This window comes from Streptomyces luteogriseus, from assembly GCF_014205055.1.
In the GTDB taxonomy this organism is placed as follows: Bacteria; Actinomycetota; Actinomycetes; order Streptomycetales; family Streptomycetaceae; genus Streptomyces; species Streptomyces luteogriseus.
Genome location: NZ_JACHMS010000001.1, coordinates 3436701 through 3450973, shown reverse-complemented (window position 1 = coordinate 3450973; position 14273 = coordinate 3436701). Strand labels below are relative to the sequence as shown.

12 protein-coding genes and 1 pseudogene are annotated in these 14273 nt (G+C 72.6%); 7 read left to right on the top strand and 6 right to left on the bottom strand.

Annotated elements, in window-relative coordinates; translation table 11 throughout:
• Positions 1-259 precede the first annotated feature (259 nt).
• Both sucC and sucD read left to right on the top strand, forming a co-directional pair.
• Positions 260-1438, top strand: a complete 1179-nt coding sequence (sucC, locus tag BJ965_RS14840; RefSeq protein ID WP_030842026.1) for an ADP-forming succinate--CoA ligase subunit beta — start codon at positions 260-262, stop codon at positions 1436-1438.
• Between the two features lie 21 nt (positions 1439-1459).
• Entirely contained in the window at positions 1460-2344 is an 885-nt protein-coding gene (gene sucD, locus BJ965_RS14835) for a succinate--CoA ligase subunit alpha (protein WP_184909079.1), read from the top strand.
• A gap of 111 nt (positions 2345-2455) precedes the next feature.
• On the opposite strand, the gene BJ965_RS14830 is transcribed toward sucD, so the two are convergent.
• The gene (locus tag BJ965_RS14830) at positions 2456-3748 is read right to left on the bottom strand and encodes a helix-turn-helix domain-containing protein (protein ID WP_184909078.1); all 1293 of its coding nucleotides are present in this window, start codon (positions 3746-3748) and stop codon (positions 2456-2458) included.
• Between the two features lie 96 nt (positions 3749-3844).
• Here BJ965_RS14830 and BJ965_RS14825 point away from each other — a divergent pair, with 96 nt between their 5' ends.
• Positions 3845-5686, top strand: coding sequence for a cell division protein PerM (locus BJ965_RS14825; RefSeq protein WP_221513133.1), 1842 nt, complete (start codon positions 3845-3847; stop codon positions 5684-5686).
• A 4-nt stretch (positions 5687-5690) separates the two neighbouring features.
• Here BJ965_RS14825 and BJ965_RS14820 read toward each other — a convergent pair whose 3' ends face one another.
• Positions 5691-6488: a hypothetical protein gene (locus tag BJ965_RS14820; protein WP_184909077.1), complete on the bottom strand. Its 798-nt coding sequence runs from the start codon at positions 6486-6488 to the stop codon at positions 5691-5693.
• A gap of 305 nt (positions 6489-6793) precedes the next feature.
• Here BJ965_RS14820 and purN point away from each other — a divergent pair, with 305 nt between their 5' ends.
• The gene (gene purN, locus BJ965_RS14815; RefSeq protein WP_184909076.1) at positions 6794-7432 is read left to right on the top strand and encodes a phosphoribosylglycinamide formyltransferase; all 639 of its coding nucleotides are present in this window, start codon (positions 6794-6796) and stop codon (positions 7430-7432) included.
• Positions 7429-9015 carry a bifunctional phosphoribosylaminoimidazolecarboxamide formyltransferase/IMP cyclohydrolase gene (gene purH, locus BJ965_RS14810; protein ID WP_184909075.1) on the top strand — a complete coding sequence of 529 codons (1587 nt, stop codon included), beginning with the start codon at positions 7429-7431 and terminating at the stop codon, positions 9013-9015. Before purN ends, purH begins: the two co-directional genes overlap by 4 nt.
• 60 nt (positions 9016-9075) lie before the next feature.
• On the opposite strand, the gene BJ965_RS14805 is transcribed toward purH, so the two are convergent.
• From BJ965_RS14805 to BJ965_RS14795, 4 genes and pseudogenes are all read right to left on the bottom strand, one after another.
• Entirely contained in the window at positions 9076-9672 is a 597-nt protein-coding gene (locus BJ965_RS14805) for an ALF repeat-containing protein (protein WP_184909074.1), read from the bottom strand.
• Between the two features lie 104 nt (positions 9673-9776).
• Positions 9777-11345 carry a protein kinase domain-containing protein gene (locus BJ965_RS14800; protein WP_184909073.1) on the bottom strand — a complete coding sequence of 523 codons (1569 nt, stop codon included), beginning with the start codon at positions 11343-11345 and terminating at the stop codon, positions 9777-9779.
• Positions 11346-11371: 26 nt separating this feature from the next.
• Positions 11372-11467, bottom strand: a pseudogene (locus BJ965_RS40435) (FHA domain-containing protein); the annotation flags it as partial.
• 133 nt (positions 11468-11600) lie between these two features.
• On the bottom strand, positions 11601-12179 hold the full coding sequence (locus BJ965_RS14795) for a hypothetical protein (RefSeq protein ID WP_184909072.1): 579 nt from the start codon (positions 12177-12179) through the stop codon (positions 11601-11603).
• A 276-nt stretch (positions 12180-12455) separates the two neighbouring features.
• On the opposite strand from BJ965_RS14795, the gene BJ965_RS14790 reads away from it, so the two are divergent.
• Complete coding sequence (locus tag BJ965_RS14790) at positions 12456-13310, top strand: bifunctional methylenetetrahydrofolate dehydrogenase/methenyltetrahydrofolate cyclohydrolase (protein ID WP_030842053.1); 855 nt, start codon at positions 12456-12458, stop codon at positions 13308-13310.
• Positions 13300-13947 (top strand): DUF3017 domain-containing protein, encoded by a 648-nt coding sequence (locus tag BJ965_RS38720; RefSeq protein ID WP_184909071.1) that lies wholly within the window; start codon positions 13300-13302, stop codon positions 13945-13947. The genes BJ965_RS14790 and BJ965_RS38720 overlap by 11 nt, the downstream gene beginning before the upstream one ends.
• The last annotated feature ends 326 nt before the right edge of the window (positions 13948-14273 follow it).

The following is a 14273-nucleotide window of genomic DNA, read 5'->3' as shown; positions in this document are numbered from 1 at the left end:
CCCCTCACCCACCCCCGTCCGGACCTCACACCCGGCACGCCGTGCCAGAGAGCGCGGCATCATGTGACAGGTATCACCGCTCAGGTGTGACCCTCGATTTAGGGGCCCCCCGGAAGCAGCGATAACCTGCGAGACGGACATGCCGCGCGCTCGGACACCGTGTGCGCCTCCCTTGTGACTGACAGCGGACGTCACGTTGCCCTCGCGGCACGCCCACGCAGACAACGAACCGCGAGATCACTGATAGGGACGGAAGCGCGTGGACCTGTTCGAGTACCAGGCGAGGGACCTCTTCGCCAAGCACGATGTACCGGTGCTGGCCGGTGAAGTCATCGACACGCCTGAGGCGGCCCGCGCAGCCACCGAGCGCCTCGGTGGCAAGTCCGTCGTCAAGGCCCAGGTGAAGGTCGGTGGCCGCGGCAAGGCCGGCGGCGTGAAGCTGGCCGCGACCGCCGACGAGGCGGTCGAGCACGCGACCAACATCCTCGGCATGGACATCAAGGGCCACACGGTCCACAAGGTGATGATCGCCGAGACGGCCCCGGAGATCGTGGAGGAGTACTACGTCTCCTTCCTCCTGGACCGTGCCAACCGCACCTTCCTCTCCATCGCCTCCGTCGAGGGCGGCATGGAGATCGAGGAGGTGGCGGAGACCCGCCCCGAGGCCGTCGCCAAGACGCCGATCGACGCCAACGTGGGCGTGACCCCCGAGGTCGCCCGCCAGATCGTCGAGGCCGCGAACTTCCCGGCCGAGGTCGCCGACAAGGTCGAGAACGTCCTGGTCACCCTCTGGAAGACCTTCATCGAGGAGGACGCCCTCCTGGTCGAGGTCAACCCGCTGGCCAAGGTCGCCTCCGGCGAGGTCATCGCCCTGGACGGCAAGGTCTCCCTGGACGAGAACGCCGAGTTCCGTCAGCCGGAGCACGAGGCCCTCCAGGACAAGGACGCGGCGAACCCGCTCGAGGCCGCCGCCAAGGAGAAGAACCTCAACTACGTCAAGCTCGACGGTGAGGTCGGCATCATCGGCAACGGCGCGGGTCTCGTCATGAGCACCCTGGACGTCGTCGCGTACGCCGGTGAGGCGCACGGCGGCGTGAAGCCGGCCAACTTCCTCGACATCGGTGGCGGCGCCTCCGCCGCCGTCATGGCGAACGGCCTGGAGATCATCCTCGGCGACCCGGACGTCAAGTCCGTCTTCGTCAACGTCTTCGGCGGCATCACCGCCTGCGACGAGGTCGCCAACGGCATCGTCCAGGCGCTGCAGCTGCTCAAGGACAAGGGCGAGGAAGTCACCAAGCCCCTGGTCGTCCGCCTGGACGGCAACAACGCGGAGCTCGGGCGCAAGATCCTCTCCGACGCCAACCACCCGCTGGTTCAGCGCGTGGACACCATGGACGGAGCGGCCGACAAGGCCGCCGAGCTCGCGGCTGCGAAGTAAGGGACGAGGGACTAAACAGCCATGGCTATCTTCCTCAACAAGGACAGCAAGGTCATCGTCCAGGGCATGACCGGTGCCACGGGCATGAAGCACACCAAGCTCATGCTGGCCGACGGCACGAACATCGTCGGTGGCGTGAACCCCCGCAAGGCGGGCACGTCCGTCGACATCGACGGCACCGACATCCCGGTCTTCGGCACGGTCGCCGAGGCGATCGAGAAGACGGGCGCCAACGTGTCCGTCCTCTTCGTCCCGCCGGCCTTCGCCAAGGCCGCCGTCGTCGAGGCCATCGACGCCGAGATCCCGCTCGCGGTCGTCATCACCGAGGGCATCGCCGTCCACGACTCGGCCGCGTTCTACGCCTACGCCGTGTCGCAGGGCAACAAGACCCGGATCATCGGCCCGAACTGCCCCGGCCTCATCACCCCGGGCCAGTCGAACGCCGGCATCATCCCGGGCGACATCACCAAGCCGGGCCGCATCGGCCTGGTCTCGAAGTCCGGCACGCTGACGTACCAGATGATGTACGAGCTGCGGGACATCGGCTTCTCCTCCGCCGTCGGCATCGGTGGCGACCCGGTCATCGGGACGACCCACATCGACGCCCTCGCCGCGTTCGAGGCCGACCCCGACACCGACCTGATCGTGATGATCGGTGAGATCGGCGGCGACGCCGAGGAGCGGGCCGCGGCCTTCATCAAGGAGAACGTGACGAAGCCGGTCGTCGGCTACGTCGCGGGCTTCACCGCGCCCGAGGGCAAGACCATGGGCCACGCCGGCGCCATCGTCTCCGGCTCCTCCGGCACGGCCGCCGCGAAGAAGGAGGCCCTCGAGGCCGCCGGCGTCAAGGTCGGCAAGACCCCGACCGAGACGGCCAAGCTGGCGCGCGAGATCCTCGCGGGCTGAATCACGCCGTACCTCTGCAAGACGCCGTACGGCTGAGCCCAGAGCTCATCGGTGGGCCCGCCCCCTGCACGGGGGGCGGGCCCACCGCCGTGTCCGCGCTTCCGCCGCCGGTCACCGCGGCTGTGGAAGCAGCCGGTCCGGTCCCTTCTGCTCCTCCTTGCGCAGCTTCGCGCGCAGTTCCTGCTCCGACTCCGACAGCGGTCCGGGCGCGACCGGTGGCGGTACGCCCTGAACCGTCTCTCCGGCCGGTACCGGTGGCTCGTAGTGGGTGGGGGCCGTGCGGACGGTGAGTGCCGTGGTGCCGATCAGGGCCACCGTGAAGGCGATGGCGGCCCGGGTCCAGAACCGGGCCCTGCGTTCCCCGCCCTTCCGTACGACCGCCGGTTTGGCGGCCCGCAGCCGTTCGGTGGAGGCCAGCTCGACCAGCCGCCAGTGCAGTGTTTCCGGGTCCGCCAGCTCCGGCAGCCGCTCGGCGAGCGCCTCGCGCGCGTGCGCCAGCCGGTTGACGGCTGCGCGGGTGCTCGCCTCCGTCTCCGCCGCCGTCTCCGGCAGGCCGAGCCCGACGCCGTCGTAGAGCACCAGCGTGCGGCGGTAGGACGGCGGGAGCTTCAGCAGGGTGTCCATCAGTGCCCGGTCGAAGGTGTCGGGAGGCGGTGGCTCGGGGTGCCGGTGGCGCGGCCGGAGCCGGTGCCACGGGGAGAGCGCGCACTCGTAGGCCATCGCGCGCACCCAGCCGGCCGGGTCGCGGTCGCGGGCCACCTCGGGCCAGCGCTGCCAGGCGATCTGGAAGGCCCGCTCCACCGACTCCCGGGCCAGTTCACGGCGGCCGGTCAGCAGATAGGTCTGCCGGACGAGCGCGGGTGCGCAGAAGGCGTACAGCGCGTCGAAGGCCTGATCGGGGGCCAGCGCGGTGATGGCGTCGTCCGGCCGGCGCGAGGGAGTCGTACGCCGGCGCTCGGTGAGGATGACGTGGTGTCCGTGCGGGAGGGGGGTGCGGTCGTGGTCCGGGGCAGGGGTGCGGGTGTGGTCCGGGACGGTGACGGGGCCGCGTCCCCGGTCCTTCACGGCGGGCGGTCGCTTCCGGTCGCCGGTGGCGGCCTTGCGCCGGGCCCGGGCGGTTCGCCTCGAGACCGCGGCCCGGGGTGCCGGCTCGGTGGCGCCGGTATCGACGGCGCCGTCCTGAGGAGGTGTCATCTCCGCCTCGTCGCCCAGCGAGTCGAGCAGCCTCGCGTACTTCTCCCCTTTGCGGCCGCGCGGCGTGGCGCGGCCGGTCTCCCATCCGCGCACCGTCTCACTGGTGACGCCCACCCGGGAGGCCAGCTGAGCCCGCGTCAGCGAGGCGGCCTCGCGCAGGCGTCGGCGTTCCTTGGGCGGTGGGAGCGGGAGGGCAGAGCTCTGCGTCACAGGTCGCCCCTCCGTCCGAAAAAGCACATAAGCGTATTTTGAGCGACACAGCGAGGGTTCGCCTGTTACGCCGGTAAAGCGCGTGTCGTTGGGAGCATGGCGGGCGTGAACGAGATGACCGCTCGCCGACGTTCGCCGTCACCACCCCTGCTCACCCGGATGCGTGACCGCTCGCCCGGACTGGCCGGCGGCCTCATGGGCGGCGCGCTTGCGGCGGGCCTCGGGCTCGCGTCGTTCGCCGTGCTCGTGATGCTGCTGTGGATCAGCTCGCCGTACCCGGACAGCGGGCCCGGCGGCGCCATGCATGTGGCGGCGGCGCTGTGGCTGCTGGCGCACGGTGCCGAGCTGGTCCGCACCGACACGCTCTCCGGCGTCCCCGCCCCCCTCGGCCTCCCGCCCCTGCTGCTGCTCGCCCTGCCGGTGTGGCTGCTGCACCGGGCGGGTCGGGACGTCGCGGACGGCGAGGGAGGAGACGAGGACGACGGCGACCACGGCTACGAGGAGGGCCTCGCCGTCGCCGTGAGCACGCCCCTGGTCTCCCCCCGCACCGCGTGGACGGGCGTCGTCCTCGGCTACCTCGCCGTCGCCGTGCCCGCCGCCCTCTACGCCGCCGGCGGTGTGCTGCGGCCGTCGTGGGTGTGGACCGGTGTGTGCGTCCCGCTGGTCGCCGTAGTGGCGGCTGGGGCGGGCGTGTGGTCGGCGTACGGCCGTCCGGGCCGGCCGCTGCGGCGGTTGCTGGGCGTGCTGCCGGCGGGAGTGCGCCCGCTGGTGCTCGGCCCGGACGCGCGCCCCGGCGTCGCCGCCCGGGCCTCGGCGGCCGGGGCCGGGGTGCTTCTCGGGGGCGGTGCGCTGCTGGTGGTGGTGTCGCTGGTGGGGCACGGGGCGGCGACCCAGGCGTCGCTGCTCCGGCTGACCGAGGGGTGGTCGGGGCGGTTCGCCGTGCTGCTGCTGTGCGCGGCCCTGCTCCCCAACGCGGCGGTGTGGGGTGCCGCCTACGCCCTCGGCCCCGGTTTCGCCCTCGGCGCCGGCCACGCCGTGGGCCCCCTGGCCTCGGCGCCGGCCCCGTTCCTGCCGCCGCTTCCGTTGCTGGCGGCGGTGCCGGAGGCGGGGCGGGGGGCGCCGGTGCACTGGGCGGCCGGGGTGGTGCCGGTGGTCGCCGCGGTGGTACTGGGCTGGACGGTGGCCAAGGGCGCGGTGCCGCCGGAGCGCGACGGGACGGGCCCGGGCGGCACGCGGGCGGCGGACGTCTGGTCGGTCGGCCGTACGGTCCGTGCCGCGGCGCTGGCGTCGGTGCTCTGTGCGGCCGTGCTCGCGGTGCTGGCCGGGCTGTCGGGCGGCCCGCTCGGTGCCGACGTGCTGTCCCGGTTCGGCCCCGTGTGGTGGCAGGCCGCCGCCGCGACGCTGGCCTGGCTGGGACCGCTGGCGATCCCGACGGCGGTGGGAGTACGGGCCTGGCGGTGCCGGTCATCCCGGGCGGAGGAGCCGAAGATCGGCAGCCGGCGAGAGGACGCGGCCGAGGGCTCCCACGTTCCCGGGCGGCTGCGGAAGGGCGCCCGGCCGGGCCGCGGCCGGTTCACGCGAACCGGCGTGGCCGGGATCGCGGGAGTGGCCGGGAGCGCGGGAGCCGCGGACGGCCCTCGGGGCGGCGGACGAGCCGACGGCACTCGAGGTGGCGGATCGTCCGCGGGCGACGAGGATGCCGAGGACTTCTGGGGCGCCGGGGCCTCGGACGGCCCTCGGGCCGCGGGAGTCGCTGACGGTTCTCGGGGGGCCGGGCGAGCCGGGGGCACTCGGCGTGCGGGGCGGCCCGGGGGCGACGAGGAAGACGCTTTCTACGGCCTGCGCGACCAGAACCGCGAAACGGACTTCGGTCTCTACGACTTCCTGCCGTCCGACCCGGCCTCGACCGACCGGTCCACCCCGCCGGAGAGCCCCTGAAGCGTCAGTCGTCCGTGCTCAGGAACCCCCGGAGCTCCTCCGGCAGAAGCTGGGAGCAGGACTGCTTCGCCTCGTTCGTGAGGGCGTCGTTGGTGCACGTGTAGTAGTCGCGGTAGACCAGCTGCGCCGTGAAGGACGCGGCGACCAGGGCGATCGCCAGGGACGCCGTGACCAGGCCGCTCACCGCCGCCGTCGTCTGGGGACGGCCGCCGCCCTGCTGCTCGGGGGCGGGGGAGTCCGGATCCGGCTTGCGGGGTTTGGCGCGCAGGGAGCTGATGGCCCAGTAGAGGGCGAGCGCGCCGAGCAGCAGCGCCACGTACGGCCAGCTGAAGAGGGCGAAGAAGAAGGCCCACATGCCTGACAGCAGGGCATAACGGGCGCGGCGCTGCGCGGGATCCGTCGGGTCCCAGCGCACGTTCGGGCCGCCGCCCTGGGGGCCGCCGCCCTGGCCCTCGGGCCCTCCGCGGGGGTGCTCACCGAAGCCGCCGGGGGAGCGGCCGGGCTGCTGGTCGCTCCACTGGCTGCCCCAGGGCGAGCGGTCGCCCCCCTCGCCGTGGCCGGAGTCCTGGGAGTCGTCGCCCGACGGGCGCCGCGGCTGCCAGGGCCGGTCCGGCGTGCCCTCGGGCGGCGGGGCGAAGGGGTTGTCCTTCTGGGACCCGCGCTCCCGCTCCTGCCCGCCGTCGCCACCCGAAGGCGCATCCGGCGGTGAGCTGGGGCGCTCCCGCAGCAGCACGGCGCCGCGCTCCCCTCCCTGCGGCAACAGCTGGGGGAACGTGAGGAGTCGCAGGCTGCGGTCCGGCATCAAGTGAGCGTCTTCCCGTTGGTGAGGAGGAATGGGTGGACAGAACGGAACAGCGTCGGACCCGGGTCCGTCACCTCCTGAACGCACCACGTCCGGACGTCGTTCCCGAACCGGCTCCGTCCAGACGCTACCTTCCGGCCGTGCCCCCGTCCCGTGGGGGCCGTCCGGTGTGCCGGTATCGTTGCTGACGGTCGGCCGCTTCGTAGGCTTCCCCGTATCCGGGGACGCAAAGCATTCGTATGAATGCACAAAACGTTGAGCGCCGACCGCCCAGGACAGACGCTCCCCCGAGAAAGGCCCCCACCGTGGCCGCCAAGCCCGTGGCCCCGCGCGCCAAGCGCCTCGTCGTGCTGGTCTCCGGATCCGGCACCAACCTGCAGGCGCTGCTCGACGAGATCGCCGCCGTCGGCGCACCGGAGTACGGGGCCGAGATCGTGGCCGTCGGCGCGGACCGTGAGGGCATCGAGGGGCTGGCGCGTGCCGAGCGCGCCGGGCTGCCCACCTTCGTGTGCAAGGTCAAGGACCACGCCAGCCGCGAGGAGTGGGACGCCGCCCTCGCCGAGGCCGTCGCGGCCCACGAGCCCGACCTCGTCGTCTCCGCGGGGTTCATGAAGATCGTCGGCAAGGAGTTCCTCGCGCGGTTCGGCGGGCGGTTCGTCAACACCCACCCCGCGCTCCTGCCCAGTTTCCCGGGAGCCCACGGTGTGCGGGACGCACTCGCGTACGGCGCCAGGGTCACCGGCTGCACCGTCCACTTCGTCGACGACGGCGTCGACACCGGGCCGATCATCGCGCAGGGCGTGGTGGAGATCCGGGACGAGGACGACGAAGGCGCTCTGCACGAGCGCATCAAGGAAGTCGAGCGAAGGCTGCTCGTCGAGGTCGTGGGGCGCCTCGCCCGCAACGGCTATCGCATTGAGGGACGAAAGGTAGTTATCCAGTGACCGCCGAGAGCAACAAGCGGCCCCTTCGCCGGGCGCTCGTCAGCGTCTACGACAAGACCGGTCTCGAGGACCTCGCGCGCGGGCTCCACGAGGCCGGGGTCGAGCTCGTCTCCACCGGCTCCACCGCCGCGAAGATCGCCGCTGCCGGCGTCCCCGTCACCAAGGTCGAGGAGCTCACCGGCTTCCCCGAGTGCCTGGACGGCCGGGTCAAGACCCTGCACCCGCGCGTGCACGCGGGCATCCTCGCCGACCTGCGCCTGGACAGCCACCGCGAGCAGCTCGCCGAGCTGGGTGTCGAGCCGTTCGACCTCGTCGTCGTGAACCTCTACCCGTTCCGCGAGACCGTCGCCTCCGGTGCCTCGCCCGACGAGTGCGTCGAGCAGATCGACATCGGCGGCCCCTCGATGGTCCGGGCCGCCGCGAAGAACCACCCGTCGGTCGCGGTCGTCACCAGCCCGGCCCGGTACGCCGATGTGCTCAAGGCCGTCCAGAGCGGCGGCTTCGACCTCACCACCCGCAAGCGGCTCGCCGCCGAGGCGTTCCAGCACACGGCCGCCTACGACGTGGCCGTCGCCTCCTGGTTCGCCTCCTCCTACGCGCCCGTCGACGAGTCGCAGTTCCCCGACTTCCTCGGCGCCACCTGGGAGCGCGAGCACACCCTGCGCTACGGCGAGAACCCGCACCAGCCGGCCGCGCTCTACGTCTCCGCAGCATCGATGAGCGGCTCCGCCGCGGGCGGCGGCCTCGCCCAGGCCGAGCAGCTGCACGGCAAGGAGATGTCGTACAACAACTACACGGACACGGACGCCGCCCGCCGTGCCGCGTACGACCACGCCGAGCCGTGCGTCGCGATCATCAAGCACGCCAACCCCTGCGGCATCGCGGTCGGTTCGGACGTCGCCGAGGCGCACCGCAAGGCGCACGCCTGTGACCCGCTGTCGGCGTTCGGTGGCGTGATCGCGGTCAACCGCCCGGTCAGCAGGGAGATGGCGGAGCAGGTCGCGGAGATCTTCACCGAGGTCATCGTGGCGCCCGGCTATGAGGACGGGGCCCTGGAGGCCCTCACCAAGAAGAAGAACATCCGCGTGCTGCGCTGCGCCGACGGACCGGCCGCGCCCGTCGAGGTCAAGCCGATCGACGGTGGCGCGCTGCTCCAGGTCACCGACCGTCTCCAGGCCGACGGCGACGACCCGGCCAACTGGACGCTGGCGACCGGTGAGGCGCTGAGCGCCGACGAGCTGGCCGAGCTGTCCTTCGCCTGGAAGGCCTGCCGTGCCGTGAAGTCCAACGCGATCCTGCTCGCCAAGGACGGTGCCTCGGTCGGCGTCGGCATGGGGCAGGTCAACCGCGTCGACTCCTGCAAGCTCGCGGTGGAGCGGGCCGGCGAGGAGCGGGCCCGGGGCTCGTACGTCGCGTCGGACGCGTTCTTCCCGTTCCCCGACAACATCGACGTCCTGGGCGCCGCGGGCGTCAAGGCCATCGTGCAGCCCGGCGGATCGGTCCGTGACGAACTGGTCGTGGAGGCCGCGCAGAAGGCCGGCATCACGATGTACTTCACGGGGACGCGGCACTTCTTCCACTGAGACCCGCCGGGACCGGTGACGGAGCGGGCCGGCGCAACCCCGCCGGCCCGCTCCGGACTGTCAGCCGTCGACCTCGTACCGGCCGGTCTCCAGGAAGTACCGCAGTTCCTCCGGAGTGCCGTCGATGACGTCCTCGGCGGCCGCGCGCAGGGCCGCGCTGATGGTCGGGTCGGCCAGGATGCGGGCGACGGCGACGCGGTCGTCTTCGGCCTGGGCGAGGCGGTAGCCGGTTTCCAGGAAGGCGCGCAGGGCTTCGGGGGTGTTGGTGTCGAGGGCCTTGGTGGCTTCGCGTTTGACGCCTCGGCCGGAGTCGGGGTCGCCGATGATGCGGACGATGGCGACGCGGTCGTCTTCGGCCTGGGCGAGGCGGTAGCCGGTCTTCAGGAAGGCGCGCATGTCCTCCACGGTGCCGTCGAGCGCTGCGTTGGCCTCGCGGGTGACGCCTCGTCCGGAGTCCGGGTCGGCCAGGATGCGCGCGATCGCGATACGGAGCTCGTCCTCCGTCATCTCGTCCACCGGCGTCCCGTTCGAGGGCGCTGCCGACGCCGCCGCCACGGCCGCCGGAGCGGTGCCCGCGGCGAAGGCCGGAGCGGTGAGCAGGAGGACGGGCGTCAGGGCGCCGGCGGCGACGAGCAGGGCACCGCGGGTGAGTCTCATGCGTGAACCTTCCTTCGGGACAAGGGAATCGAGAGCATGTTCGCATGTCCCGTTCGGTGAGTCCGCCCATTTGTGACGGCATGTCAACGCCCTTGTCCGCGCGGTCACTTTCGACCGTCGGGCGCGTACTCCTCCAGGAAGTGGGCGACCCGGTCGGCGTAGACGCGTACGTCCGGGGGCACGCCCTTGGCCGTGTTCACGGTGCGGTACGACGTGCGGTACGCGGCGGCGATCAGGACCTGCCGGTCGCCCGGCAGGGCCTCGTGCAGGCGCGGGGCGATCCAGCACAGGTAGCGGCCCATCGCCGGGATGGACTCGGCGGGAGGGAAGGGGGGCTGGGGGACCGTCTCGCCGGGGGTGCCGTCCTCGTTCATCCACCAGCGCAGGACGCTCGGGGTCCAGCGGGCGATGCCGTACTCGTCGTTGTCGGGGTCGGACAGGTCCGGGTCGAAGTCGCTCTCCACCTTCAGCATGGCGGCGATCAGGACCGGAGTGACCTCCTTCTGGTCGCAGTCGTGCGCCGTCTCGACGATCAGCAGCCGGTAGGCGGGCGGAACGCCCCGGTCGGTGCGGAGTTCGGACGCGCCGTAGGCGGCGGCGGAGACGTTCGCTGACGCGCCGGAGCCGGTGCCGCCGCCGGTGCCGCCGGCGCCCGCCCAGACGCTGATGCCGTAGGCGAGGGCGGCCAGGGCCGCGGCCGCTCCGGCGAGGACGGCCGCGACGGACCCGCGGCGCGGGCGGCGGCGGGCGGGGCGCAGGCGGGGCAGGCGCAAGCCACGCCGGTCCGGACCCGCGGCCGCCGTCACGCGGCGCAGCAGCGCGGCGCCGTCGATGCGCTGCCGGTGCGTCCGGGTCAGGCAGGCGCGCACGATCTCCCGCCAGCCGTCTGGCAGTTCCGGCGACAGGCGCAGTTCGTCGACACCGCGGGCGTAGGCCGCGGCCGCGTCGCGCCGGGCGGTCGAGGTGGCGCCGGGCAGGGGGAAGGAGCCGGTGAGCACGAGGTGGGAGAGGACGCCGAAGGCCCAGATGTCGGCGGACGGGCGGATGCGGCGGCCCCGTTCGCCGATCTCGGTCCACAGCAGTTCCGGCGGGGTGTAGTCGGGGGTGGCGAAGGCCGGCGTGTAGGCGTGGGTGCCCTCCAGCTCCGCGGCCATGTTGAAGTCGGCGAGGCGCACCGAACCGTCCGCCATCAGCAGCACGTTGGCCGGCTTCAGGTCGCCGTGCACCCAGCCGGCGCCGTGCAGCTGGGCGAGACCTTCGGCGATCTGCGCGAGCAGCGCGGGGCCGGCGGCGGGCCGGGGCGTGGCGGCGAGCAGGGCCGACAGGGAGCCCTCGGCCTTCTCCAGGACGAGGACGGTGGCGCCGTCCAGCTCCGGACGGCCCGGGTCGTCGACCGTCAGCGTCTGGTACATCCGCACCAGCCGCGGGTGCCGCAGCCGCCGGTACAGCTCGACCTCACGCTCGACCAGTTCGCGCAGGTGCGTCAGCCGGCGGGGCGTGGCCGTCCCGGTGGGCAGGAACTTCAGCGCGGCCGTGGGCGGCAGCCCGGCGCCGTCACCGACGCGCCGGGCCGCGTACACACTGCCGAAGGCGCCGGTCGCGATGGGTTCGCGCACCTCCCAGTCGCCGACCCGGTAGCCCTTGGGCACGGGTACGGCGTACGCCTCGGTCACCGGGTCGGCCCGGCCGGACGAAGGCCGCCGAAGAGCCGGAGGGCGCCGCGCGCGAGCCTGTCGGGGGTGCGGTTTCGCTCGTCCTCCGTGGTCGGCGGAGGTACCACGATGATGCTGTACAAGGTGCTCTCCCCGTGCCTGAACAGCTACCACCGTCAGAGTAGGGCGACGCACCAGGGCCGTGCCCCCCTCGTACGGGTGAGACACGGCCCTTGGATGTGATTGGCGTGAACTGGTCCGGTCGACCGGGCCCGTTCAGTAGCGGGGGCGGTTGAACCAGGCCTTGCCGTTGGCGTTGCCGACGAAGACGGCCACCAGGATGGCGAGAACGGTGTGCACCAGGCCGACGATGATGAACGGGTAGAGGCCGAGGACCGCCGTGATGATGGCGAACACCATGATGGTGACCCGGGCGCCGTTGCCGCCGTTCTTGAACTTGGTCGCCAGGACGGCCGCGAACACCAGCCAGGCCAGGCCGAACACCACGTAGCCCCAGATCACGCCGGTCGAGTCACCGACCAGGTCCTGGAAGGCGGTGTTGTCCTTCAGGGACGCGTCGTCCTTGGCGGCGTTGAGGGCCACCGCGGAGAAGGCGAAGATCGCCACGCCGATGACCTGGAGACCGACGATCACCCACATCATCACGCGGGCCGCGCCCACGGAGCCGGGCATGGTGGTCGGCGCGGCGGGGCCGCCGTAAGGGGAGACCGGAGGGGCCTGCGGGTAGCCGTAACCGGGCGCCTGTCCCTGGTCCTGCGGGTATCCGTAGCCCGGCTGCTGCGGCTGCTGCCCCTGGGGAGCGCCGTAGGGGTTGTTCGGGTCGCCGTAGCTCATGGGGGACTTTCCTCCGTTGGTCCTTGTGCGGGGACGACGCGTGACATCCCGCACGGAGGAAAATCTTCAGTATTGCGACCGTCCCCCCGTTGAGCTGCCCGCGGCACTTGTCGGGTCATCGTTCTTCACCACTGACCGGCTTGTCCAGCCGCATTCCCGATGTGTTGTGCAAGTGCAACATCGCTGATCATGGGCGGATACGGGAGGACGGGCACCCCGGTGCCCGGATTGCGGTCGGATTGGAACCGCGGCGGGGTCATCCGCGAGGATGGGGCCATGACCGCCCAGATTCTCGATGGCAAGGCCACCGCAGCCGCGATCAAGTCCGATCTGACCGCCCGCGTGGCGGCGCTGAAGGAGAAGGGCGTCACGCCCGGCCTCGGCACGATCCTGGTCGGGGAAGACCCCGGCAGCCAGAAGTACGTCGCCGGCAAGCACCGCGACTGCGCGCAGGTGGGCATCGCCTCCATCCAGCGCGAACTGCCCGCCACGGCGACCCAGGAGGAGATCGAGCGGGCCGTCCGCGAGCTCAACGAGGACCCGGCCTGCACCGGGTACATCGTGCAACTGCCGCTGCCCAAGGGCATCGACGAGAACCGCATCCTCGAGCTGATGGACCCGGACAAGGACGCGGACGGGCTGCACCCGATGAACCTGGGGCGCCTCGTCCTCAACGAGCCCGCCCCGCTGCCCTGCACCCCCAACGGCGTGCTGACGCTGCTCCGCCGCTACGGCGTGGAGATCAAGGGCGCCGAGGTCGTGGTCGTCGGACGCGGCGTGACCATCGGCCGGCCGATGCCGCTGCTGCTCACCCGCCGCAGCGAGAACGCCACCGTGACGCAGTGCCACACCGGCACGCGTGACCTGTCGGCGCACCTCAAGCGCGCGGACATCATCGTGGCCGCCGCCGGTTCCGCCCATCTGATCCGGGCCGAGGACGTGAAGCCCGGCGCGGCCGTCCTCGACGTCGGCGTCTCCCGCAGCGCCGAGGGCAAGATCGTGGGCGACGTCCACCCCGACGTCGCCGAGGTCGCCGCCTGGATCTCCCCGAACCCCGGCGGAGTCGGCCCGATGACCCGTGCCCAGCTGCTCGTCAACGTGGTCGAGGCGGCGGAGCGCAGTGTCGGCTGAGCACCGGGCCCCGAGCGGGGCGGAGCGCCGGGCCGCGGCCGAGACCGAGCACCGGGCCCGGGGCGCGGCGGAGCGCCGGTCCCCCGGCGAGGCCGATCACCGGTCCCCCGGCGAGGCCGATCACCGGACCCCCGGCGGGCGCGGGACGGCCGGCGGGCAGGAGACGCCGAGCGGACACGAGTCACCGGAGGAGCTCACCGTCCGGGACCCCGTCAGCGCGCCCGACGCCGAAGGGCGCCCGCGGCGGGTCACCCGGCGCTTCCCGCTGTTCACCAGGGACACCGCGCGGCCCGAGGGCGGCGGCCGGGCCGCGGCCGGGGACGCTCCCGCGCCCGCCCGGCAGTGGCCCGTGCTCGCCGTGCTGGGGCTGGCCGGGCTCGGGCTGCTGGTGACGGCGTTCGGCCAGTTCCGGATCGGGACGCTGCTGATCGGCGTCGCCCTGCTGGGCGGTGGCGCGATGCGATGGCTGCTGCCGGGCGTCGGCATGCTCGCCGTCCGCTCCCGTTTCACGGACATCGTCACCTACGGCCTGCTGGGCACCGTGATCGTTCTGCTGGCGCTGATGGCACAGCCGAATCCGCTGCTGCAGATCCCGTTCCTGAAGGACACCCTGCACTTCACGGTCACCAGCGAATGACGCGGGCGGCGGGCCGTCCCCTCCCCCGAGGAAGGACGGTCCGCCGCCACGACCCACCCTCGGGCACGGCGAACGGCCTGTTCAACGGCTGTCAGAGCGCTGTGGCACGGAAGTGACAGTTCCGGTACGTCTCGCTTCCGGTTCCGCTCCGATACCGCACAAAGTGGTGCGACGACGGGGTTGGCAGGGACAATCAGGACGGTCCAGGGTGTATCGCGCGCGGTCACCATGCTCCTGTGCGCCCCCCGTCAGGGAACTGAGATCCTGAGTGGACGCATCCCTGTGGGTATCCACAACGGGACTCGGCCAAGGCCGCCGCGCGCGGG

What these genes read in the sequence shown, in the direction of transcription:
- sucD (WP_184909079.1), top strand. Translation starts at nt 1,460, where the DNA reads ATGGCTATCTTCCTCAACAAGGACAGCAAGGTCATCGTCCAGGGCATG.
- BJ965_RS14825 (WP_221513133.1), top strand. Translation starts at nt 3,845, where the DNA reads ATGGCGGGCGTGAACGAGATGACCGCTCGCCGACGTTCGCCGTCACCA.
- BJ965_RS14820 (WP_184909077.1), bottom strand. Translation starts at nt 6,488, where the DNA reads ATGCCGGACCGCAGCCTGCGACTCCTCACGTTCCCCCAGCTGTTGCCG.
- BJ965_RS14805 (WP_184909074.1), bottom strand. Translation starts at nt 9,672, where the DNA reads ATGAGACTCACCCGCGGTGCCCTGCTCGTCGCCGCCGGCGCCCTGACG.
- BJ965_RS14795 (WP_184909072.1), bottom strand. Translation starts at nt 12,179, where the DNA reads ATGAGCTACGGCGACCCGAACAACCCCTACGGCGCTCCCCAGGGGCAG.
- BJ965_RS14790 (WP_030842053.1), top strand. Translation starts at nt 12,456, where the DNA reads ATGACCGCCCAGATTCTCGATGGCAAGGCCACCGCAGCCGCGATCAAG.